This is a genomic window from Saccharopolyspora spinosa NRRL 18395 (genome assembly GCF_000194155.1).
GTDB classification, from domain to species: Bacteria; Actinomycetota; Actinomycetes; order Mycobacteriales; family Pseudonocardiaceae; genus Saccharopolyspora; species Saccharopolyspora spinosa.
In genome coordinates this window covers 1,234,073-1,254,820 of record NZ_GL877879.1, presented here as the reverse complement: position 1 = coordinate 1,254,820, position 20,748 = coordinate 1,234,073, and the positions used below count along the sequence as shown (strand labels likewise).

Here is a 20,748-nt window from a genome sequence, read left to right as displayed (position 1 = left end):
CATGCCCGCGACCGCACGCACCTACTGGCTGACCACGCCCTGCCGAATCCGCCGCCACGACAACAGCCTCCGCATCGAACGCGACGGACACGACCACACCTACATCCCCATCACCGACGTCCGCGACATCATCGCCGCCGCCGAAGTCGACCTCAACACCTCGATCATCAGCCTCCTCAACAAACACCGCATCAACATCCATTTCCTGTCCTACTACGGCGACTACGCCGGATCCCTCCTCCCCGCCGACACCGCCACCTCCAGCCACACCGTCCTTGGCCAAACACGCCTCGCGACCGACCACGATGCGTCGCTGCGCATCGCCGCCTCCATCATCGACGCAGCCGCCTTCAACATCCGCTGGACCATCGACCGGCGCCTGCTCCACGAGCCCTACCAAACCCTCAAAACAAAACTGAAAACCGCCACCAGCCGCGAACAACTCATGGCCGCTGAGGGAAACTTCCGCCGCAGCGCCTGGGAAACCCTCGACACCAAGCTCCCCGACTGGCTCCAACTCGCCGGACGCCACCGCCGCCCACCGGCCAACGCCGGCAACGCCATTATCAGCTACGCCAACGGACTCATTTACGCCCGAGTCCTCACCGCACTGCGCCTGACACCCCTGCATACCGGCGTCGCGTTCCTGCACAGCACCCTCGAACGCCACCGCCACTCACTCGCCCTCGACCTCGCCGAACTGTTCAAACCCCTCTTCGCCGAACGCATCCTCCTGCGCCTGGCCGGACGCAACCAGCTCAAACCCCACCATTTCGACACCAACACCGAACACGCCATGCTCAGCGACGCCGGCCGCAAACTCGTCATCACCACCATCCGAGACGACCTCGCCACCACCGTGAAACACCGCGAACTCGGCCGGAACGTCACCTACGACGAACTCATCTACCTCGACGCACTCGCCCTCACCCGACACTGCCTGGAAGACCAGCCCTACAAGCCCTTCCGCGTCTGGTGGTGACAGATGTACACGATCCTCGTATACGACACCGCCGTCGAACGCAACGCCGCAGTCCTACGCACCTGCCGAAAGTATTTGCATCACATGCAAAACAGCGTCTTCGAAGGAGAACTCAGCCAAGCCCAGATCGTCTACCTCGAATCAGAACTCCGCCACCACATCGACCCCGACTACGACCACATCCTCGTCTACACCTTCCCACCCGGCACCACACCCCACCGCCAAGCCTGGGGCAAACCCGACGACCGACCCCACAACATCCTTTAACCACAACAGAAACTCACCCACGCCAACCGTCAAACCCCACGAACGCTGCACCCACCCGCACATTGACAACATCAACAGCGCTGCGACCAGCAGATTTACCCTCGGGTCCGCATCGCCCCTACGAGGGGTAGCATCGCCCCTACGAGGGGTAGCAACACGGCTTTGCCGTTGACTTCGACCTGGTTGTGCCCAGTCCGCACCGCCCCTACGAGGGGTAGCAACGTAATCACGATGTCGCGGAACAGTCGGGGAATGGAGGGTCCGCATCGCCCCTACGAGGGGTAGCAACACTGGTGCCCCACCCGCTACGCCGCGATGGTCAGGTCCGCATCGCCCCTACGGGGGTAGCAACTCCCGTTACTCGCCCCCCGTAGCCGCTGGCCCGGAGGGTGCGAGGGTACGAACGGAGACCCGTGTGCCGGGGTGTGGAGCGTGGTCGGTGAAGTAATCGAAGCCACGGTACACCTTCATTTGCAATGGCTGCTGACTTCTCGTGCTCGGTTGGTGTCGTTCCGCTGGCAGCTGATCTGCGTCGTGTCCGTTCAAGCTGCCTCAACCGCAGGGAGGGCGTTTAGTCCTATTTCCACGGTGGTCGCGGCTGCGTCGTGGCTGCTCCGCTGGTCTAGCAACGTGGTGAGTGCTGTGGTCCAGCGTTGTTGGAGGGCTTGGAGGAGCCGGGTTTCGATTTCGGGGGCGACGTGGGAGTAGATGTGTTCGATCTTGTCGGGGATGACGTGGCCGAGTCGGCGGGCTTGGGCGACTTGGGGGATGCCGTCGGCGATGAGCCAGGTTTTGTGGCTGTGCCGGAAGCCGTGGAAGACCAGTCCGGGCACGATCGGTTGGAGGTGGTGCCGTGCGCGGGGTTTGTGGAGGGTTCCGTCGGTGGTGGGGCGCATCGCGCGGCGGGAGAAGTTGCTGCGGCGGAGAAGTTCGTTGTCTTTGGTGACGAACACGTGGGAATGGCAGTGGGTGTCGAGGTGGGCTCGCAGCATCTCGATGAGGAACGGTGGGAGGGAGATGGTGCGGGCGGAGTCCTCGGTTTTCGGTGGGCCAAGGGTGAGTGCGCCGTCGACTTCGTGGAGAGCGCCTATGTCCGGGTCGATCACGATGCAGCCGTCGTCGAGGTGGGTGTTGAAGCGCTGCAGACCGGCAAGTTCGCCCCAGCGTGCCCCGGTGTAGGCGGCGGTGATCATCAGCGTTCCTGCTCCTGGCCATGCTGCGACGGCGGCCTGCAGCGCGATTTTGAGGACTTGATCGGGGGCGGCCCAGAGTGCTTCGCGGCGATGTGCGCGACGGCGTTTGCCGCGGCGTTGGGGCCGGATGGGGTTGGCGGGGATGAGTCGCTCGTGGGTGGCGTCGGCGAGCATCATCGAGAGGATCTTCACGATCGTAGTGACGGTGGAGTGGGCGTAGCCCTTGGCGCGGAGTTTCTTGGACCAGCCGTGCACAGCGGACCCCGTGATGTCGCTCAGCGACGTGGTTCCCCAGCGGGGGAGGATGTGGTTGCGGATGAGACTGGTGTACTGAGATTCGGTTGCCTGTTCCACGTCGAGGGAATCGAGCCACGTGGTGGCCCAGTCGGCGAGAAGGAGTCTCCCGGCGTTGGGGTCGAGGAAGGTTCCGTGGCGGCGTTCGCTGTCGATCTCGTTTGCCTTGTTTTCCGCGGCTTTTTTCGTGGCGAACCCAGGGATAGAGCCATGTGTGCCGTCATCTTTCCAGTATCGGACACGCCACGTGTTCTTGCCTGATTTTTCCACAAAGGACATGACAGGGCTTCCTGGGAAACTCGCGCCGTATTGGCTGGGTCGGTGTTGTGACGGACACATGGACGCTCTGTTGCTGACCGGTGTCAAGTAAATCCGGCGAGTAATTCCCTGTTTGGGCGTATGTAGTCGCGCGGCAATGGATTGAGGTTTCCTAGGTATTGCTCGCGGTGGGCGGGTCGATTCCTGCGATCTCTGCGATATCGCTACGCGAGAACCGCAGGTGTTTACCAAGGAACCGGCAGGGGATGGCGCGAGCGGAGGCTTTCCGTCGCAGCCACGAAGGGCGGACGCGCAGGAGGTCGGCAACTTCTTCGGCAGTGTAGAGGAATGTGCCCTGATTTACGGTTCTGCTTGCGTGCTCCGTCTGTTGTTCGGATGCGGCGTTGTCTTGCGAGTCCTCGGTCGCAGGGATGCTGATGCTGGGTTCACTTGCCGGCGTACTGCGAGGTGTTTTCAGTCCGGTCCGGCGCGGTGGTGCTGATCTGCCTACGTTTCTCATGAGATCAACGTCCTGTCTGGATCTGACTTCGGTGATCGCCGTCGTGCTCGGCGTGGATGCGGGGTGTCTTTGCGGACAGTGGCTACGCCGCGGCAAGTGGCGCGTGCACCGAGTCTCGGAACTGTAGCTGAGGGGTTCCTTTTTCTGCGGTGGCTTTCGACGTGGTGGGTTTGGTGAAGATGAGGACGTCTTCGTGGGCGATGAGGTGGAGGGGGAGTCCGTTGTTGCGTTGTTTGCGGATGAAGTCGCGTTGGAAGAAGCTGCCGCGGGCGACGAGGTCGTTTTCGGCGATGCGGGCCAGCAGTGCGACGCAGCGTTCGGTGGGGATGAGTCCTGCTTGGCGGCCGCAGGTGAGGATGTGGGAGGGCAGGTCGATGAGTTCGGCGTGTTCGCGCCAGGGGCGCAGTGTGACCGCGACGTGCCCGCCGGGCCGGAGGAAGACGGCCGTGTGGGTGAGGATTCGAGTGAATCCGGCGAGGAGTCGGTGGTGGCCGATGTTGGCGAGGTTTCCTCGGTCGAGGGTGTTGCCGTAGCGGTGGTGGTGTTTGTGGACGCCGGCGGTGCCGGTGCTGACCTGACCGTGGGTGGAGGGTCCGTAGGGCGGTGAGGTGACGACCAGTGCGACCTGGCCGTGAAGATCGGCTGGCAGGAGCGTGGAGAGTTGGCGGGCGTCGCCGTGCACCACGCGGCCGGCGATGGTGGTGGCGTTGGTGTGGTGGGCGAGGTCGAGGTTGGTTTGGGTGACGGTGACCCAGTGGGGTTCGTATTCGACGCCGATCGCGCGGCGGCCGAGGTGGAGGGCTTCGACGAGGGTGGTGCCGATCCCGCACATGGGGTCGAGGACGAGGTCGCCGGGCTGGGTGTAGTGGGCGATGGCGTGTGCGGCGACGGCGGGCAGCATTTTGGCGGGGTGTGCGGTGGAGTCGGGGCTGTAGCGGTCTTTGCGTTGGGTGGCGGGCGAGGTTTGCGCGGTCGCCCACACCGACACCGCCGGCGGCTGTTGCTCGGGTGGTGTCACGGTGATCCGGCGGTGCGATGCGGGAGGGGTGCGGTGTCCGGTGGAGGTGTGTTCGTGCACAGGGATGCCCTTCTTTTCGACGTGGTCAGCGGTGGGGTGTCGGTGGGGGTACGTCATCGGATGGCGCCGGTGTCGGGCCCGAAGTGCGGGTGCGGGCCGGCGTGCTGGTGTGGTTGAGCGAAGACGAGGACGTCGGCGTGGACACGGCGATGCCGCACCGGCCTTGCGGAGGCGCCTGGCGCGGAGCCGTGTGGGTGGTCGTTATCGGTGTGGAGGCGTCCGTGCCGGATCGGGGCGAGCAGGGCGACGATATGCTGGAGGTAGAGCAGGTCCGCGCTTTGTGCCGCCGCGACGACGGGACCGGTGGGGTCGACGAGTTGTCCCTGCGCGGTGCCGGTGTGGGTGAGTACGGCGAGGATTCCGCCGGTGCGCAGTAGCCGGGCCGCGGTCTGGGCGAGGTGATCGCAGGTCCGCGTGTCAGCGTGGTGGGGTGGCAGGCTCGCGATGACCAAGTCTGCGCGGCGCTTGTCTGCGCCGTCTGCTGACACGAGGCGGGGCAGCGGTGGTGTGTCCGGAATGCCGTCGGGCGCGAAGCCGGGCCGGGGCTGGTCGAGCGAGTGCCTGGTGCTGGGTTCGGCGGTGGTGTGGGTGACGCTGATCGTGCGGTCGAGTTGGCTCACGGCGGCTTCTGCTGTCGCGAGGCCGCTGGATTCAGTGGAGCGGGTTGCGGGCAGGTCGTGGGGTCGGGTGGTGGCCTGCAGGTCGAGCAGGATGACCTCGTCGTGCGGTGTGGTGAAGGATGTGACGATCTTGTTCACGAGCGCGGTGCGCCAGGGATCGTCGGGGTCGATCGGGGGCGTTTGGCAGGCCCACACCGTCGCTGGCGTGCTCGCGCCGGCCCGTTCGCGCGGGTTTCGTGGAGTTCGGCGGGGTGCTGACGGAGAGGCCGGGTCGCTGACGGCCGGCTGCGCGCGGCGTGCACGGGGCGTGCCGGGGTGGGGCTGTGATGGGTTCATGGAATGCCTCCACGATGCTGGTGACATTCCTGAACTCCGTCCTACGCCCCGGATAGGGACAGCACGCGCCCGGAGTTTTTACAGAAAGATCGACATCGAGCGGCATCTCTTTCCGGAAATTCACAGGTAGCTCCTGTGCTGAACATGCACGACGCCGACGCATGGGGTGTGTGTGAGAGACTGCGACGTCGGTTCCTGGGCGCGAGCACGATTCCTGGGGAACGCTGAAACTTTCGCGAGATTCCGTCCTTGTGGAAGCGTGCTGGCGCTACTACACGGCTACTACCGCAGGGTGTTGGCCCAGCGTATCGGCTACTACCGGCGCGATCTCGCGATCAAGCTGGCCCTGCGCACAGTGATCAACTTCGTGTTGGTGTAAGACTCACGGAATTCGCGGCAAGGAGCCGATGAAGATCGGCGGTAGTAGTGCGCCGCGGTGTTGGGTAGCAGTGTCGTAGAAATTCGGTAGTACCGGGTGTGGCGTCCTTGCCGGGTCGTTGTATCGGCTCGTTGTAAGGAGTCGCGAAATGGTCAGTGATAAGGATTTTCCGGGATTCACGGCGTCGGGTGCTGGGCGTGGTGGGATGCCGCTGGATACGGCTCGGGCGGCGTTTTCGTGGTTGGTGACAGGGCCGCATCCGGTGTGTGTGGACGGGCGCTTGTTCGTCGGGTTGCCGGATCGTGTGGTGCCGTTGAACGAGGTGCGGGATCTGTTGCTGCGCCGTCGGTGCGGGCAGGCCACGCGGGATGCGGTGTGGGCGCATCTGGTGCTGCGTTCACGCACCGAGGGTGCGACGTGGACGGTCGGCTGCGTGGGTGTGGCGCTGCCCGGGTTGACCCGGATCGCCGCGCGCCTGTCGGCCCGGTTCGCCGGCGATACCGCCGACATTCACGCCGCCGTCCTCGCCGGGTTCCTCGCCGAGCTCCCTCGTATTGATCTGCGTCGGCCGCGGATCATGTTGCGGCTGCGGTGGGCGGCCTATCGAGCCGGGCACGCCACTGTTCGTGAGGCATTGGATGCCCCGGTTCCGTCGGGGAGCGGTTTCCGGTCGGCGCCGCCGAGCCAGCCGTGGGGGCATCCGGACTTCGTGCTCGCCCGGGCGGTCGCCGACGCTGTGCTCACCGCGGAGGAAGCGGAGCTGATCGGCTCCACTCGGTTGGAAGGCCTCCCGCTCGCAGAGGCCGCCCAGCGGCGCGGGGCCACCTACGAGGCCATCAAGAAGACCCGACGACGTGCCGAGCTGCGACTCCTGGCTTTCCTCTGCGCGGAGAACGCCGACGGCGCGCGGGATGCCGGCGGGGACGTCGCCGTTCAGGTCGCGGACACCCTGGCCGTCACCGCCGCCGCACGCACCACCACTGAGCTGCCCGCAGCCGTAACACATCGCGGTGGTGGGTCCGCGCAGAAATCCCGGGCACGAATGTCCCGGCGGGGCAGTGACAGCGGAGTTCAGGGATGCGGGGGACACCCAGCCACGTCCTCCGCGATCTCGTCGCCGGCTCCTTCGACGCAGGAGGCTCCCCGATGCGCCTGACCACCCCTTCACGCTCCTGCCAGTTCCGGCCTTACCCACCCGCTTCAGCACCCCGAGATCCCCGTCGGCGTGCCCACCGGTCATTGACGTACCGGTGGCTGCTGGTCGGCGAAATCGTGGCCGTCGTGCTGCTGCTGACCGGGTCGGCGGCGCAGGCCGAGACCACACACGTGCTCGCTTTGGCGCCCACTTTGGAGGTGGTGCTGACCAACGCCCGGAACTGGATCATGGGGATTCTTGCGTTGGTGGCGACGGTGTTCCTGACCGTCGGCGGGCTGCGCTACCTGATGGCCGGCGGCAACCCGGGCGAGGTGGAAAAGGCCAAGCAGGCGTTCAAAAGCGCCGGCATCGGCTTCGGGCTCACCGCGTTGGCGCCGGTGGTCGTGGAGATCCTGCGCGGGATTCTGGGGATGTGATCGACGGTGTCGATCCCGCCCCCAGCCGCCTGGCGAGGCATCGCTGTCGTGAATGCGGTGGTGTGGTGTGCGCTGATCGGCAGGCCCATCACCGCACAGGCACAGCCGTCCCTCGACCAATCCCCGAGTCCTGGCTCTACCGCGCCACCGACGGAATCACCCCCGCCGCCGGCCCCGGAGACGCCACCGTGTGAGGGGGAGTACTGCATTCCCGTGGCGCCGACCGCGCCTGCGATTCCGGGGGCGGGGGAGGGTGAGGATCACGGTGGGTGGCTGCAGCATTTTCTGACGGACTGGTTCTGGGATTTCTTCTCCGATCTGGCCACCTCCGCGCTCAATGGCGTGCTGGATTGGCTTGGCACTTCGCTGTTGGTCACGCCCCGGCTGGATGAGATTCCGGTCGTCGGGCAGGTCTGGGGCAGTTCGCAGCGCATCATGATTGCCTGCTCGGTGCTGGTGGTGATGATCGCCGGGCTGGTGGTGATGGCGTATCAGTCGGTGCAGACCCGTAGCTCGCTGAAGGAAACGCTGCCTCGGCTGGTGGTGGGATTCACCGCCGCCAACTTGTCGCTGTTTTTCGGCGGGAAAGGAATCGAACTCGCCAACGCCCTCTCGGTGGCGGTGCTCGGTGGTGATCAGGCAGGGATCGATCAGACCGCGCAAGCTTTCACCGACACGCTGCGGGGAAACCTGCCGATTGAAGACGCGCAGTACAGCGATTTGTATGCCGTTTTCACGGTATTGGTGCTGGCGGTCATGATCATCGTGGTGTTGCTGACCTATGTTGTCCGGGTCGCGCTGACTGTCCTGCTTCTTGTGGGTGCGCCGTTGGCGTTGATGTGTCATGGGTTGGCGCCGGTCGAATCGATCGCGTTCTGGTGGTGGAAAGCCTACGGTGGGCTGCTAGCCATTCAGGTCTGCCAGTCGCTGGCGTTTATCGCCACCATCAAGATCTTCTATCTCCCTGGCGGAGTCACACTGTTCTGACACCCCTTCGAGAAAAGGGTGGTTGAGCATGTCGAGTTTTCTCGTCGCTATCGCGATGTGCTACATCCTGATCAAAATACCATTCTGGGTCCTGAGTTCTGTTCGCGGCGGCGGCCGGTCCCGCGTCGGATCGCTGATCAAAGGATTCCTTGCCTACAAAACCTTCGGTCTGATCCGGGGCGGCATGGCGAGCATGGCCTCACGCCAGCGTTCTCGTGGCGCGACATCGGCCAGTGCGGCGGATCCTTATGAGAACTCCCGTGCCGGCGCGGACGGCCAGTATGTGTTGCCGCTGCCCGGACTCGCGCGGGGCCGCTTGCGGCGGCCATTCCACAACCGCACGAAACCCGCCCCGGCGGCACGCTCGCCGCGGAATGCAGTGGGACGGCAAGGGGCCTTGTTCTCCGTGGATGGCAAACCGGTGCGTTCGGCGCTGCCACCGGATTTGGGGCCGTCCGCGATGCGCCTGAATCCGCGCCCGGGTGAGCAGCACATGCTGCCGATCCACGCCCGCCACGATCCCGACCGCACCACCCCCGACACCCCACCCAGCTCCGAGGCCGGCCCTCCAGCGGGCGCGGGGCAGCTGCCGCTGTTCACCCGCTCGGGGCGACCGCGACCGCAGGCCTTGCCGCCGAAACCGGGCAACCCCGGTGCGATACCCACCCGGATCCCGCCGGGCGGCCAGTACCCGCTGCCACTGGTGGGACCGTTCACCACCCAGTCCGTCCCCACACCACCACCTCCGCCTACTGCCCAGCCGGACCCCGGGCCGGTGCGGGTGCCGGGGCAGCGCCCGTTGCTCACCCCCAACGGAGAGGTGCACCCGCACGCACGCGCCCGCCGACCGCGCCGCGTTCCCCCGAAACCCGCCGCCCCCTCGGCATACAAGGGCATTCGCCCCGACAAGCACGGCCAATACGCCCTGCCGCTGGATCTGCCGCGCCCAGCCCGCAGCCGCCCTCGGCCGACCACCACCGGCGCGAGCCCTGCTGGAGCGGACCCGAGCCAGCCCGAACTCCCTCTGGACCTACCCGCTGCACCATCGACACCGGCGGAAGGTGATCCCACATGACCGAGCCCATCCGTATTCCGTCTGATGTGGACCGTGAAGACCGCATCCTGGCGAACCTGACCGCACGGCAGCTGGCCATCCTCGCCGTCACCGGCGCGGCGCTGTATCTCGGCTGGCTGGCGACGCGGACTGTCGTGCCGCTGCCGGTCTTTGTGGTGCTGGCGCTGCCGATCGCCGCGCTCGTCGTGGCGCTGGTACTGGGGCAGCGCGACGGAGTGTCGCTGGACCGGCTCGCCGTGGCCGCCCTCCGCCAACGCATGACCCCCGCGCGACGCGTCACCGCCCCGGACGGGGTGCAGCCTGCCCCGGACTGGCTGACCGCCCGCGCGCACCACGCCTCCCGCCCGAAGCTGGACGCGTCCCGGCTCGGGGCGGTGGAGTTGCCCGCGACAGGCGTGCGTTGCGCGTCTGCTGCCGAGGCCGGTGTGGTGGATCTCGGTTGGGACGGGCTGGCGGTCGTGGCGGTGGCCTCGACGGTCAACTTCGCGCTGCGCACCCCGGCCGAACAGGCTGGTCTGGTGGCCGGTTTCGGGCGTTATCTGCATTCCCTGACCGCCCCGATCCAGGTCCTCATCCGCGCCGAACGTCTCGACCTGACCACGCAGATCGCCGAACTCCGGGATCGTGCCGGGGGATTGCCGCACCCCGCGTTGGAAGCCGCCGCGGTCGAACACGCCGGCTACCTCAGCTATCTCGCCGGGCACACCGACCTCCTCCGCCGCCAGGTCCTGCTCGTCCTGCGTGAACCCCTGGAACACGCCACCACGAAACCGCCTTTTCTCACCTGGCGGCGCCACGAGCGCACCGCCAGGAGCGTCCCCGCCGGGGACGCGGCGCGGCGGGCCGCCGAAGCGCGCCTGGTGCGACGGCTGGACGAAGCCACGGATCTCCTGGCGCCTGCCGGGATCGTGGTGACTGCCCTGGATGCGGGGCAGACCACCGGTGTGCTGGCCGCCGCCTGCAACCCCGACCGCGTCCTGCCGGCCTTCACGGGTGTGGCCGGCGCGGAGGACATCATCACCACCCAGCCCGAGGCATCGCCGCATACCCATGACATCGCCGGCGAGGACGAGTGGGGGCGAGCGGCATGAGGGCCCACGCACAGCAGCGTGCTGGGCAGGAAGCGAGTTCGGCGGTGTTCGCGCCGGAGGCGCTGAGTATCGGGGCTCGGCATGTGGAGGTCGGCGGGGACTGGGCCGCGTCCTTCGCCGTCACCGGGTATCCCCGCGAAGTCCACCCGGGGTGGCTGCAGCCCCTGCTGACCTACCCCGGCCGGCTGGATGTGTCGCTGCACGTCGAACCGATCGACCCCACGACCGCCGCGACACGCCTGCGAAACCAGTTGGCGAAACTGGAATCCGGTCGCCGGCATACCGCCGAGCACGGCCGCCTCGCGGACCCGCAGGTGGACGCGGCCACCGAGGACGCCTACGAGCTCTCCGCCCGGATCGCCCGCGGCGAAGGGAAGCTGTTCCGCCTCGGCCTCTACCTCACGATCCACGCCAGCACACAGGAGGCGTTGGCTGATGAGGTTGCCGCGGTCCGCGCGTTGGCGGCCTCGCTGTTGCTGGACGCCGCACCCGCCACCTACCGCAGCCTGCAGGGCTGGGTATCCACCCTCCCCATGGGACTGGACCTGCTCGGTATGCGTCGCACCTTCGACACCAGCGCGCTGGCCGCGGCATTCCCTTTCACCAGCGCCGACCTTCCCCCGGCCGATCCGACATCGGTGTCGGCGCCGGCGGGGGTGCTCTACGGGTTCAACGTGGGCAGCCAAGGACTCGTGCACTGGGATCGCTTCGCCGCCGACAACCACAACAGCGTGATCCTCGGCCGCAGCGGCGCCGGGAAGAGCTACCTCGTCAAACTGGAGACGCTGCGCTCGCTCTATCGCGGGATCGAGGTCGCCGTCATCGACCCCGAAGACGAATACCGGCGCCTGGCCGACGCTGTCGGCGGCACCTACCTCCACCTCGGTGCCGACGGTGTCCGCCTCAACCCCTTCGACCTGCCCATCACCACCGGTGCCGACGGCACGCGCACCGCGCCGAAAGACGCACTCGTGCGCGCAAGCCTGTTCCTGCAGACCGTGATCAGCGTCCTCCTCGACGCACCACTGACGGCGGGGGAGCGGGCAGTGCTGGATGAGACGATCACAGCCACCTACCGCCAGGCCGGAATCACCCCGGATGCCCGCACCTGGACCCGCCCCGCCCCTACCCTCCGCGATCTACGCGACACCCTCACCGCCACCGGCCACACCGTCGCCGCCGACCTCGCCGCGCGGCTGCACCCCTATGTCGACGGCGCGTTCCAGGACCTGTTCAACGGGCCCACCACGACCCGCCCCGACGGGCACCTCGTGGTGTTCTCGCTGCGGGATCTGCCTGAGGAACTCAAACCCATCGGCACCCTGCTCACCCTGGACGCGGTGTGGCGGAAGGTCACCCACCCCGTGCTCCGCCGGCCACGGCTGGTCGTCGTCGACGAGGCCTGGCTGCTCATGCGCCAACCCGCGGGCGCGGAGTTCTTGTTCCGCATGGCCAAGGCGTCCCGCAAACACTGGGCCGGGTTGACCGTGGCGACCCAGGACACCGCCGACGTGCTCGGCAGCGATCTCGGCAAAGCCGTCATCGCCAACGCCGCCACCCAGATCCTGCTGCGGCAGGCCCCGCAAGCGATCGAGGAGATCACCCGCACTTTCGATCTTTCCGCCGGCGAACGCCAATTCCTGCTTTCCGCCGAGCAAGGTCAAGGTCTGCTGGCCGCTGGCACTCAGCGCGTGGCCTTCCACACCGTCGCCTCACCCACCGAACACACCCTCGTCACCAGCGACCCCGCCGAACTCGCCGACACCCCACGCCAGGAATCCACTATGGATTCCGGATACGTCGAGCTCGGTCAGACCACAACGCACCTCGCCGGCGATGAATCCGGGACTGGCGCGGGCGACATCCGCCTCCCGCACTCAACCTGACCACCCGCGTGCCGAATGAACTGGACACGTCACCCCGAGGAGGTGCGGTATGCCCGCCTTGCCGCCTGCAGTGATCAGCCTGGCCGGTGGATGGATCGAAGACTACTTACGGGACCCGTGGGGTGCCCTGCAGCTCGCCCTCGGGCACCTCGGTGACGTGGCGAGCGCCGCCGTTCCTGTCGCCGTGCCTGGTCTTCTCGTCGGGCTCGTCGGCGTGGTGGGCGGGCGTTGGTGGTGGCGCGGTCGCTGCCGTCGGCGCCTGATCGAGAACGCCCGCATGGTGACGATCCTCGCACCACCCACAGTGGACCCCGCGGGTGGAGCGGCGTTGTGGTCGCACCTCGTTGGCCTGCTGCGTCCACGATGGAAACGGCTTCTCACCGGCCAACCCCACCTGGCGTGTGAGTACGTGTTCTCTCAGGCTGGTGTCGCGATCCGGCTGTGGGTGCCCGGCGTCATTCCCCCTGGCTTGGTCGAGCGGGCGGTGGAAGCGGCCTGGCCCGGCGCACACACCCGCACCAGCCCCGCCGAACCACCCCTGCCCGCGCCCGGAGCGGGACAGCGGCGAGTCCTCGTCGGCGGAGAACTCCGGCTCGCGCGCCCGGACGCGCTGCCGATCCGGACCGACTTCGACGCCGACCCGATCCGCGCGTTGATCGGGGCACCGGTCGGCCTGGACCGCGAGGAGCACGCCTGCGTGCACATCCTCGCCCGCCCCGTCACCGGGCGCCGCCTCGCCCAAGCCCGCCGCGCCGCCCGGCACACCCACACCAGCAGCCACGTCGCCGGCCGGGTCCTGGACCTCATCACCCCCGGCGGCGCTACCCGCCATCGCGACCACAGCCGGGATGTGGCCCGTCATGATCCGCAGATGTCGCTGGAACACTCCGCGGCCAACCGCGCGATCGTGACCAAACAACGCGGCAGCCACTACGAGACCGTCATCCGCTACGCCGCCGCCACCCTGCTTCCCCACACCGCGACGACCACGGAGGTCGACACGGCGAAAGCGGCAGCGCGGGGCCGGGCGCACGCCGTGGCCGCCTCGTTCGCCTCCTACACCGGCCACAACCACTACACCCGCCACCGACTCCGCCACCCCGACACCGCCTTCACCCAGCGATCCCTGCGGCGGGGTGATCTGCTGTCGGTTCCGGAGCTCGCGGTACTGGCACACCTGCCCACAGACGACGCCATTCCCGGCATTCAGCGGGCCGGAGCCAAAGCCATCGCGCCCCCACCGGGCGTGGCCGCCCCCGGCCCGCAGGCCAAGCCACTGGGCGTCACCGACACCGGCCATCCCCGCCCGGTGGCATTGCGCGTGCCGGATGCCCGGCACCACCTGCATGTTCTGGGCGCCACCGGATCCGGGAAATCCACCCTGCTGGCCTCCATGATCCTCGCCGACGCCGAGGCCGGCCGCGGCACTGTGGTGATCGACCCTAAAGGCGATCTGGTCACCGACGTCCTCTCCCGCCTACCGCGATCGGCTGCCGACCGGGTGGTGCTTTTCGACGCCGACGCCCGCACCCGCCCACCCTGCCTGAACCCCCTGGATGGCGGGGAAACCGACCTCACCGTCGACAACCTGGTGTCGGTGTTCCGCCGCGTCTACTCCGCGTTCTGGGGCCCGCGCACCGACGACGTCATGCGCGCCGCGTGCCTCACCCTGCGCGCCCAGGACGGCACCGCCACCCTCGCCGACCTACCCACCCTCCTAGCCGAGCCCGCCTTCCGCGCCCGCGTCACCGCCGCCGTCACCGACCCGGTCCTCAAAGGATTCTGGTCCTGGTACGAGGACCTCACCGACGCCTCCCGCAGCCAGGTCATCTCGCCGCTGATGAACAAACTCCGCGCGTTCCTGCTGCGGCCGTTCGTGCGCGACGCCATCGCCGCCGGACCCTCCACCATCGACATGACACAAGTCCTCGACGGCGGGATCTGTTTGCTGCGGATCCCGAAAGGCACGCTCGGCGAGGAAACCACCCGGCTGATCGGGTCACTGGTGGTGGCACGCGTCTGGCAGACCACCACCGCCCGCGCCGCCATCCCGCAAGCCCAGCGCCGGGACGCGGGCATGGTCATCGACGAGTGCCACAACTTCCTCAACCTGCCCTACCCGATGGAGGACATGCTCGCCGAAGCCCGCGGATTCCGGCTCGCCATGACCCTGGCACACCAGCACCTCGGCCAGCTCCCACGGGAGCTGAAGGAAGGGATCTCCACCAACGCCCGCAGCAAGATCTTCTTCAACGCCAGCCCCGAAGACGCCCGCGAACTCGCCCGCCACACCACACCGCGGCTGTCCGACCACGACCTCGCGCACCTGGACGTGTACCACGCCGCAGCGCGACTGGTCCTGCACGGCGCCGAAGCCGAACCCTTCACCCTCCTCACCCAACCACTCCCACCACCGATTCCGGGACGTGCCCGCGAAATCCGCCGCATCGCCCAGAACACCCACCACCAACCGACACCACAACCCACCACCGAAGACGAGCGCCAAGCGCGCAGCGCGGATCCCCGCCGCAACACCTGACCACCACACGAGCCTTCGACACGACGCTGCGCTCGTCGTGGCGATTCAGCCTGCCTACGACTCTCTGGTCTGGAGGTGCCTGTCCCGTGATCACCAACCCCACCCGGCAGCGCGCGCTGCACGGACTCAAACCCGCACGCCCGACCCCGCGCGTCGCCAACTCCGTTGAACACCAAGCCATCTTGGCCTGGCGGCTGACACCCCGCGACAAATGGATCATCCGGATGCTGCACGAACACCGCGTGCTCACCGCCACCCAGATCACCGCCTGCGCGTTCCCGTCCTTCCGCTCCGGACGCCAGCGCCTGCGCGAGCTGTTCCAATGGTCGGTCCTCGACCGCTTCCAGCCCGCCATCGTGCTCGGCACCGCACCCATGCACTACGTCCTCGGCCCCGCCGGCGCCGCCGTCCTCGCCGGCGAATACGGACTGGACGTCAAAGACCTCGGCTACCGCCGCGACCGGACCATGAGCATCTCCCACCACCAGCGCCTGGCCCACACCGTCGGCATCAACGAATGGTTCACCGCCCTCGTCGCCCGAGCTCACCAGTACCCAGCGGAAGCGCTGCGCGTGTGGTGGTCGGAAACTCGCTGCGCCCGTCACTTCGGTGACCTCGTTCGCCCTGATGCCTACGGCCGTTGGCGTACCGCCAGCGGGGAGACCGAGTTCTTCCTCGAATTCGACCTCGGCACCGAGACCGTGGCCCGTGTCGCCCGCAAACTCCACGGCTACGCCCACCTCGCCATTGCCACCGCCATCACCACCCCCGTGCTGGTGTGGCTGCCCACCGGCCGCCGCGAAGCCACCGTTCGCCGCCAACTCCACCGCATCTGGCGCGACCTCGACCAACCCCACTTGATCCCTGTCGCCACCGCCGCGGCCGACCACCTCAACCCCGCCACCAGCCACCCCAGCCCCGCCGAACCCATCTGGGCACCCCTCGCCGCCACCGGAGGCGACGCCAGGTACCCGTTGCACGACCTCGCTGATGTGTGGAACCTCCCGGCCCCCAGCACCGTGAACGACCCCGCGGCCAGTGTGACTCCGAAGGGCGTGCTCCCGCCGCCGATGCCAATGCCTCCTCCTCGCCAGCCTCGCAGGGTTTCGAGGTGATCAGCCCTGTCCGCCCTCGTCAAGACCGTGCTCGCCGTCGTGGGCGGGTTGGTCGTCCTCATCGTGTTCATGGCCGCTGGCGCTGCCGGCGTCGTCACCACAGTCCTCGGCGGTGCCCATCAGACACGCTGCACATTCGCCGGGGACGAGACGCCCGCCGTACCTGGCTACACGCCTGAGCAACTCGCCAACGCCACAACCATCATCACGATCGGCAAACAGCTCAACGTCCCGGAACGTGGATGGATCATCGCGCTGGTCACCGCCATCCAGGAGTCCCGGCTGCGCAACCTCGACTATGGCGACCGCGACAGCCTGGGACTGTTCCAGCAACGCCCATCCCAAGGCTGGGGTAAGCGAGAACAGCTCCTGAACCCCACCTACAGCGCCACCCAGTTCTACCGGCACCTGCTCGCCGTGCCCGACTGGCCGGCTATGAGCATCAACGACGCCGCACAAACAGTCCAGCGCTCCGGCTTCCCGCACGCCTATGCCCGCCACGAACCCGCAGCACGACAACTCCTCACCGCCCTCCACGGACATACCTGCACCAGGACACCAGCAGCGGGGGAGTGGGCTGTGCCCGTGCAGGGGCAATGCACCTCACGCTTCGGGCCTCGCGGCACCGGCTTCCACCGCGGACTGGATATCGCCGCACCACTGGGCACCCCGATCCTCGCCGCCGGCAGCGGCACCGTCCTCGACTCCGGACCCGCCTCCGGCTACGGCCTCTGGATCCGTATCCAGCACCGCGACGGCACCATCACCACCTACGGCCACAACAACCGCAACCACACCCAACCAGGCCAGCAAGTCCGCACCGGGCAACTCATCGCCGAAGTCGGAAACCGAGGCGAATCAACCGGACCACACCTGCACTTCCAGATCGAACAACACGGGCAGCCAACCGATCCGGTCGCATTCTTCCGGCGGCACGGCGGGCCGACTCTGTGCGACCAGTGACACCCCTGCACATCACCGCGCCCGGGGCCGTTGGCGATTCGATTCGCTGCGGCTGCGGAATGGGCACCGGCGTGCCCGATCGGAGGAATGTCCACACAAGACAGTCATCTTGTCCGGAATCCACTTGACAGAACCGGGTCAACGAAGCGTCCATGTCTGTGTAGCCCGCTCGACCGGCAGCGCACCGGGGGCTGCAACCGCCCCCGGGGGCATGACCCACCACCTATCCGAAACAGGAGCGAACCGTCATGCCCAGAAAGAACAACAACGCCCGCACCACAGCCAAGCAGCGCCCCCTAAAAGCCGTTCCCACAGCCGGCACCGATAGCAACCCGACGCCCGCACGCACCGAATCCCAGGACAAGGTGTGGGCCGCACTCCACGCCAACCCGGGCACCACCACTACCGACATCGCCGAAGCTGCCGGAGTCGGCCGATCCACAGCCGGAAAAATCCTGGCAACGTGGGCCAAAGACGGCAGCGTCACCCGCATCTCCGGCATCGTCGACGGCGGACGCCGCAGCGCCGACTGCTGGACAATGACCCACACCGACCAGATCACGCCCCCGCCAGGAACAGCTTCCCCCGCACGCGACGACACCACGGCAGAACCGGCCACCGTGGACGAGCCCAGCCAGCCGCAAAGCCCCAACCAGAACGACGAATCTGGGGCTGAGGAACAGGTATCCGCAGAAGACGCACGAGAGGCCAGCGGCGTCGACGCTTCCGGCCCGATCATCAAGGGGCCCCGCCTGAGTAAGGGTGAATTGCGCGGCATGGTCGAGGACTACCTCACCGAACACCCCGGCGAAGAATTCAGCCCCAACACCATCGGCACAGCACTCAACCGCTCCTCCGGAGCCGTCAACAACGCACTGGAAAAACTCGTCGCCGACGGCTACGCAGTGCAAACGCAGGACAAGCCCAAGCGCTTCGCCGCCAAACAAACCGACGCGCCCGCCAGCTAAACCACCGACGACGAAATCACGTAGCAGGGCCAGGTCCCCGGAGGGGAGCCTGGCCCTGCAGTGCGCTGGTCGTCGAGCTTGGCGCCACGGCCGAATTTGCGACGTTGAATGATGGGACACCGTGGACTGGCATGAGCGTTGCCTTGCCCGCCGGTAGGGCAAGTCGACCCCGTGTCGGCGGCGTCCCGGTGACGCCACGATGGGCTGGATCGCCGTTGACTCGGCACAGCGGATTCCGTGGGTGTCCCCGGTAGAAGATGGCCTACGGCTGATTGGCCATGACTATCAGATTCCTTGCGCAACCGTGAACTCACCGCAGGAGGAAAGAGCCGGTGGGCTCGGGGGCTGTGGGTGGAGGGCACAGCCTTCCGCCCACAGCCAGTGCTCTCAATGGGGCAGCGGTGCACCGACGGGAGTGGCACCAGGTCTGGTGCGAATTCATCACGCAAAACACCCTCGATGCAGCGCTGTCACTTACTTCCATGCTGTGATCAGTCAACGGAATCGATGGGTCCGGTTGGTTTGTGGCTGGCCGTGTTCGTCGACGAAGAACAGGGCACCGGTGTACTGGTCGTATTGGTCAGGGGTCAGGTGTTGGGTGCCGCGACGGTCGAGGATGGTGAATGCGTCGGAGACGACGTGGTCGAGGGCAGAAGCGTGATCCGGGCCGGTGAGTCCTGTGAGGCGGATGTGCAGCAGCAGGACGGGCGGGGTGTCGCCCCACAGCGGAGCGATGGTGGAGGCGCTGGTCGTAGTTTCGACGTGCGCGGGGATGGCTCCGGCGTCGCGGGCGGTGAGTAGATCGGCGTGGACATCGTGGGCGAACGCGCCGAAGGCGTCGGTGGTGGCTGTGGCGTGGGACGGCTGTCCGTCGATCCACACTCCGGGTTTCCAGCTTTGCTCGATGAACATCGTCTGTCTCCTTGGCGATGGGGTGATACGTGGACAACGTGGTGTGCCGGTGTCGGTCGGTGGGGTGTAGCCATGTCCGGGTATGGCTGACGCCGACTGTCTCCGGGATCGTGGTTTAGTGCTGTAGTGGGGTGTTTTGGCAGCCTGATAGGTGGGCGGGGTCGGTGTAGAACTCGTGGACTGGTTCCTTGTTGTGGTCGGGGTCGAGGTGGTCGTCGAGGTCGGCGAGGGTGGCTATGCGGGCCGTCGGCACGTCCGCGCCGCAGCGGGGGCAGGCGTCGATGAGGAGCCATCCGTCGCCGGTAGTGGTGAGGTCGGGGACGAACCGCCATGTGCGCGGTGTGTCGGTGATGGTGATCAGGTCACCGGGGACGGGGCCGCTTCGGGCGCGGTAGGTGCGGTGGGCATCGTCGGTGACGGTCACACACGTCACCGGGACGTGCAGTGCGGGCGCGATCGTGCGGTCACGCGGTCGCGTCGTTTCCGCCGGGTCCACTGTGGTGGGCTATCGTGGCGGTGGTTGCGGCCGTCTGGATCGGCTTTGCGCTGAGACCGTGCGACGTTGACTGCGCGCAGAGTAAGCCCGCAACGGCCGTGTGCGGGGGATGTGGCTGTGTCGGGCATTTCGTGGCTCCCCGGCTGGTGTCGTCGGACGTTTTCATGGGACATGACTGCCACCGGTGTCCCCGTTGTTGAGTAGGGGTGTGGGGCAGTCGCTGCATTCGTCCCGGCCGAAGCTGGTGATGAAGGCGCACTGCTTCTCGTGTGCTGTGGTGAGCGTGATCGAGCCGTTCGTCTGCGGGATGATCAGAAAGGGATGTCCGTGTGACTGTGCCCAAGCAATGTCGTCGGGCTCGATCGTGGTCTCGCCGGTGTAGCCGTAGGTGGTGGCGAACAGTGCGTGCAGCGTGGCAACCAGCTCGGTAATGGAGAGGTTCACTCCGGGAGGGTGGGAGAGGATCGCCTCGGCACGGTGGACAAGCCGGTCGGCTGCGTCGCCGAGTTCGTTTGTGGGGGAGATACGGCTTGTCCGGGGGTGTCTGGTGTCGGTCAGCCAGTTTTCCTGGGCGTCGTCGGTGAGGTGGGTCCAGGTCACGTTGTCGGTGAGCATTTCGGCGATGGCGTAGCTCTGGGAGGTGTCGAGATGGCGATGGATTCGTAGGCGGACGGTGCGGTCTGCGATGCGTGCGATTCGTTGGTATTCGTAGAAGTCCCATGTACTACGGCAGGTTTCAACAATGATGGTGTGGGACACGGCTGGTTCTCCGTTGTGGCGTCGTGGTGTGTTCGGTCAGGTGGCGGTGTTGGTTTCCTGGGGCCCGGTGCGGTGCGCCTGCCGGTAGGCGTCGACAGCGGCCGAGAGCGGTTCTCGCAGGGCTTGCATGCTCGCGACGGCCGCGTCGTAGTTTCCCGAGTCCGAACACGATGCGAGGCTGAAGACGTGACGGTTGCCGTCGGCGAAGCGCTTGGCCGCGTCCTGATGGTGGGCGACGTTCTCTGCGATCACCTTCAGCACGATGTCGACGGGGTGGGTGTCGTCGAGTTCTGCGCAGGTAATACCCGCGACCTCGGTCAGGACCTTGTCGGTGCTGGTGAAACGGTTCTCGGGCAACGCTGTCTCCTGTTCTGGGGTTTCCACTGTGGTCAGTTGGTGCCGTGGAATTCGCGTTCGCTCGGGGTGGCGGCCGGGTGCCAGGTGGCCGGGTGTCCGGC

20 protein-coding genes are annotated in these 20,748 nt (G+C 67.1%); 12 read left to right on the top strand and 8 right to left on the bottom strand.

What is annotated here, in order from left to right:
* The first annotated feature begins 1 nt into the window (after position 1).
* Both cas1b and cas2 read left to right on the top strand, forming a co-directional pair.
* The gene (gene cas1b, locus SSPN_RS0124865) at positions 2-982 is read left to right on the top strand and encodes a type I-B CRISPR-associated endonuclease Cas1b (protein ID WP_010310343.1); all 981 of its coding nucleotides are present in this window, start codon (positions 2-4) and stop codon (positions 980-982) included.
* A gap of 3 nt (positions 983-985) precedes the next feature.
* The gene (gene cas2, locus SSPN_RS0124860; protein ID WP_010310342.1) at positions 986-1,249 is read left to right on the top strand and encodes a CRISPR-associated endonuclease Cas2; all 264 of its coding nucleotides are present in this window, start codon (positions 986-988) and stop codon (positions 1,247-1,249) included.
* A 542-nt stretch (positions 1,250-1,791) separates the two neighbouring features.
* Here the strand turns inward: cas2 and SSPN_RS0124855 are convergent.
* The 4 genes from SSPN_RS0124855 to SSPN_RS60285 form a co-directional block, all read right to left on the bottom strand.
* Entirely contained in the window at positions 1,792-3,015 is a 1,224-nt protein-coding gene (locus SSPN_RS0124855; RefSeq protein ID WP_010310341.1) for a tyrosine-type recombinase/integrase, read from the bottom strand.
* Positions 3,016-3,166: 151 nt separating this feature from the next.
* Complete coding sequence (locus tag SSPN_RS51880) at positions 3,167-3,514, bottom strand: helix-turn-helix domain-containing protein (RefSeq protein WP_083822105.1); 348 nt, start codon at positions 3,512-3,514, stop codon at positions 3,167-3,169.
* Between the two features lie 82 nt (positions 3,515-3,596).
* Complete coding sequence (locus SSPN_RS45655; RefSeq protein WP_010310340.1) at positions 3,597-4,649, bottom strand: TRM11 family SAM-dependent methyltransferase; 1,053 nt, start codon at positions 4,647-4,649, stop codon at positions 3,597-3,599.
* Complete coding sequence (locus tag SSPN_RS60285) at positions 4,646-5,407, bottom strand: hypothetical protein (protein WP_237710718.1); 762 nt, start codon at positions 5,405-5,407, stop codon at positions 4,646-4,648. Before SSPN_RS60285 ends, SSPN_RS45655 begins: the two co-directional genes overlap by 4 nt.
* A gap of 668 nt (positions 5,408-6,075) precedes the next feature.
* Between SSPN_RS60285 and SSPN_RS0124835 the strand changes: the two genes are divergently transcribed.
* The 10 genes from SSPN_RS0124835 to SSPN_RS0124795 all read left to right on the top strand — a co-directional run bounded on the left by SSPN_RS0124835 (position 6,076) and on the right by SSPN_RS0124795 (position 18,123).
* A complete protein-coding gene (locus SSPN_RS0124835; protein WP_029535694.1) occupies positions 6,076-7,083 on the top strand; it encodes a hypothetical protein in 1,008 nt (335 codons plus the stop codon).
* A 125-nt stretch (positions 7,084-7,208) separates the two neighbouring features.
* Positions 7,209-7,499, top strand: a complete 291-nt coding sequence (locus SSPN_RS0124830; protein WP_237710717.1) for a pilin — start codon at positions 7,209-7,211, stop codon at positions 7,497-7,499.
* Between the two features lie 213 nt (positions 7,500-7,712).
* Positions 7,713-8,486, top strand: coding sequence for a TrbL/VirB6 family protein (locus SSPN_RS0124825; protein ID WP_010310331.1), 774 nt, complete (start codon positions 7,713-7,715; stop codon positions 8,484-8,486).
* 421 nt (positions 8,487-8,907) lie between these two features.
* Complete coding sequence (locus SSPN_RS55360; RefSeq protein ID WP_143539717.1) at positions 8,908-9,561, top strand: hypothetical protein; 654 nt, start codon at positions 8,908-8,910, stop codon at positions 9,559-9,561.
* Positions 9,558-10,652 carry a PrgI family protein gene (locus SSPN_RS0124820; RefSeq protein WP_010310328.1) on the top strand — a complete coding sequence of 365 codons (1,095 nt, stop codon included), beginning with the start codon at positions 9,558-9,560 and terminating at the stop codon, positions 10,650-10,652. Before SSPN_RS55360 ends, SSPN_RS0124820 begins: the two co-directional genes overlap by 4 nt.
* Entirely contained in the window at positions 10,649-12,538 is a 1,890-nt protein-coding gene (locus SSPN_RS0124815; RefSeq protein ID WP_044575545.1) for a VirB4 family type IV secretion system protein, read from the top strand. Before SSPN_RS0124820 ends, SSPN_RS0124815 begins: the two co-directional genes overlap by 4 nt.
* A 49-nt stretch (positions 12,539-12,587) precedes the next feature.
* On the top strand, positions 12,588-15,077 hold the full coding sequence (locus SSPN_RS0124810; protein ID WP_010310325.1) for a type IV secretory system conjugative DNA transfer family protein: 2,490 nt from the start codon (positions 12,588-12,590) through the stop codon (positions 15,075-15,077).
* 86 nt (positions 15,078-15,163) lie between these two features.
* Positions 15,164-16,192, top strand: a complete 1,029-nt coding sequence (locus SSPN_RS0124805; protein ID WP_010310323.1) for a replication-relaxation family protein — start codon at positions 15,164-15,166, stop codon at positions 16,190-16,192.
* Between the two features lie 27 nt (positions 16,193-16,219).
* Entirely contained in the window at positions 16,220-17,155 is a 936-nt protein-coding gene (locus SSPN_RS0124800) for a M23 family metallopeptidase (RefSeq protein WP_010310321.1), read from the top strand.
* Positions 17,156-17,403: 248 nt separating this feature from the next.
* Positions 17,404-18,123, top strand: a complete 720-nt coding sequence (locus SSPN_RS0124795) for a MarR family transcriptional regulator (protein WP_010310319.1) — start codon at positions 17,404-17,406, stop codon at positions 18,121-18,123.
* A 495-nt stretch (positions 18,124-18,618) separates the two neighbouring features.
* Here the strand turns inward: SSPN_RS0124795 and SSPN_RS0124790 are convergent, their stop codons facing one another.
* The 4 genes from SSPN_RS0124790 to SSPN_RS0124775 form a co-directional block, all read right to left on the bottom strand.
* A complete protein-coding gene (locus tag SSPN_RS0124790; RefSeq protein ID WP_010310316.1) occupies positions 18,619-19,035 on the bottom strand; it encodes a hypothetical protein in 417 nt (138 codons plus the stop codon).
* Positions 19,036-19,150: 115 nt separating this feature from the next.
* Positions 19,151-19,459 (bottom strand): hypothetical protein, encoded by a 309-nt coding sequence (locus SSPN_RS45645; protein WP_143539716.1) that lies wholly within the window; start codon positions 19,457-19,459, stop codon positions 19,151-19,153.
* A 234-nt stretch (positions 19,460-19,693) separates the two neighbouring features.
* Positions 19,694-20,290: a hypothetical protein gene (locus SSPN_RS45640; protein WP_010310314.1), complete on the bottom strand. Its 597-nt coding sequence runs from the start codon at positions 20,288-20,290 to the stop codon at positions 19,694-19,696.
* 36 nt (positions 20,291-20,326) lie between these two features.
* Positions 20,327-20,647, bottom strand: a complete 321-nt coding sequence (locus SSPN_RS0124775) for a hypothetical protein (RefSeq protein WP_010310313.1) — start codon at positions 20,645-20,647, stop codon at positions 20,327-20,329.
* Between the last annotated feature and the right edge of the window lie 101 nt (positions 20,648-20,748).

Excerpts from the sequence above, each read along its gene's own strand:
- SSPN_RS0124795 (WP_010310319.1), top strand. The coding sequence starts at position 17,404 with ATGCCCAGAAAGAACAACAACGCCCGCACCACAGCCAAGCAGCGCCCC.
- cas1b (WP_010310343.1), top strand. The coding sequence starts at position 2 with ATGCCCGCGACCGCACGCACCTACTGGCTGACCACGCCCTGCCGAATC.
- SSPN_RS0124820 (WP_010310328.1), top strand. The coding sequence starts at position 9,558 with ATGACCGAGCCCATCCGTATTCCGTCTGATGTGGACCGTGAAGACCGC.
- SSPN_RS0124790 (WP_010310316.1), bottom strand. The coding sequence starts at position 19,035 with ATGTTCATCGAGCAAAGCTGGAAACCCGGAGTGTGGATCGACGGACAG.
- SSPN_RS0124855 (WP_010310341.1), bottom strand. The coding sequence starts at position 3,015 with ATGTCCTTTGTGGAAAAATCAGGCAAGAACACGTGGCGTGTCCGATAC.
- SSPN_RS0124810 (WP_010310325.1), top strand. The coding sequence starts at position 12,588 with ATGCCCGCCTTGCCGCCTGCAGTGATCAGCCTGGCCGGTGGATGGATC.
- SSPN_RS0124815 (WP_044575545.1), top strand. The coding sequence starts at position 10,649 with ATGAGGGCCCACGCACAGCAGCGTGCTGGGCAGGAAGCGAGTTCGGCG.
- SSPN_RS45655 (WP_010310340.1), bottom strand. The coding sequence starts at position 4,649 with ATGACGTACCCCCACCGACACCCCACCGCTGACCACGTCGAAAAGAAG.
- SSPN_RS51880 (WP_083822105.1), bottom strand. The coding sequence starts at position 3,514 with ATGAGAAACGTAGGCAGATCAGCACCACCGCGCCGGACCGGACTGAAA.
- cas2 (WP_010310342.1), top strand. The coding sequence starts at position 986 with ATGTACACGATCCTCGTATACGACACCGCCGTCGAACGCAACGCCGCA.
- SSPN_RS0124835 (WP_029535694.1), top strand. The coding sequence starts at position 6,076 with ATGGTCAGTGATAAGGATTTTCCGGGATTCACGGCGTCGGGTGCTGGG.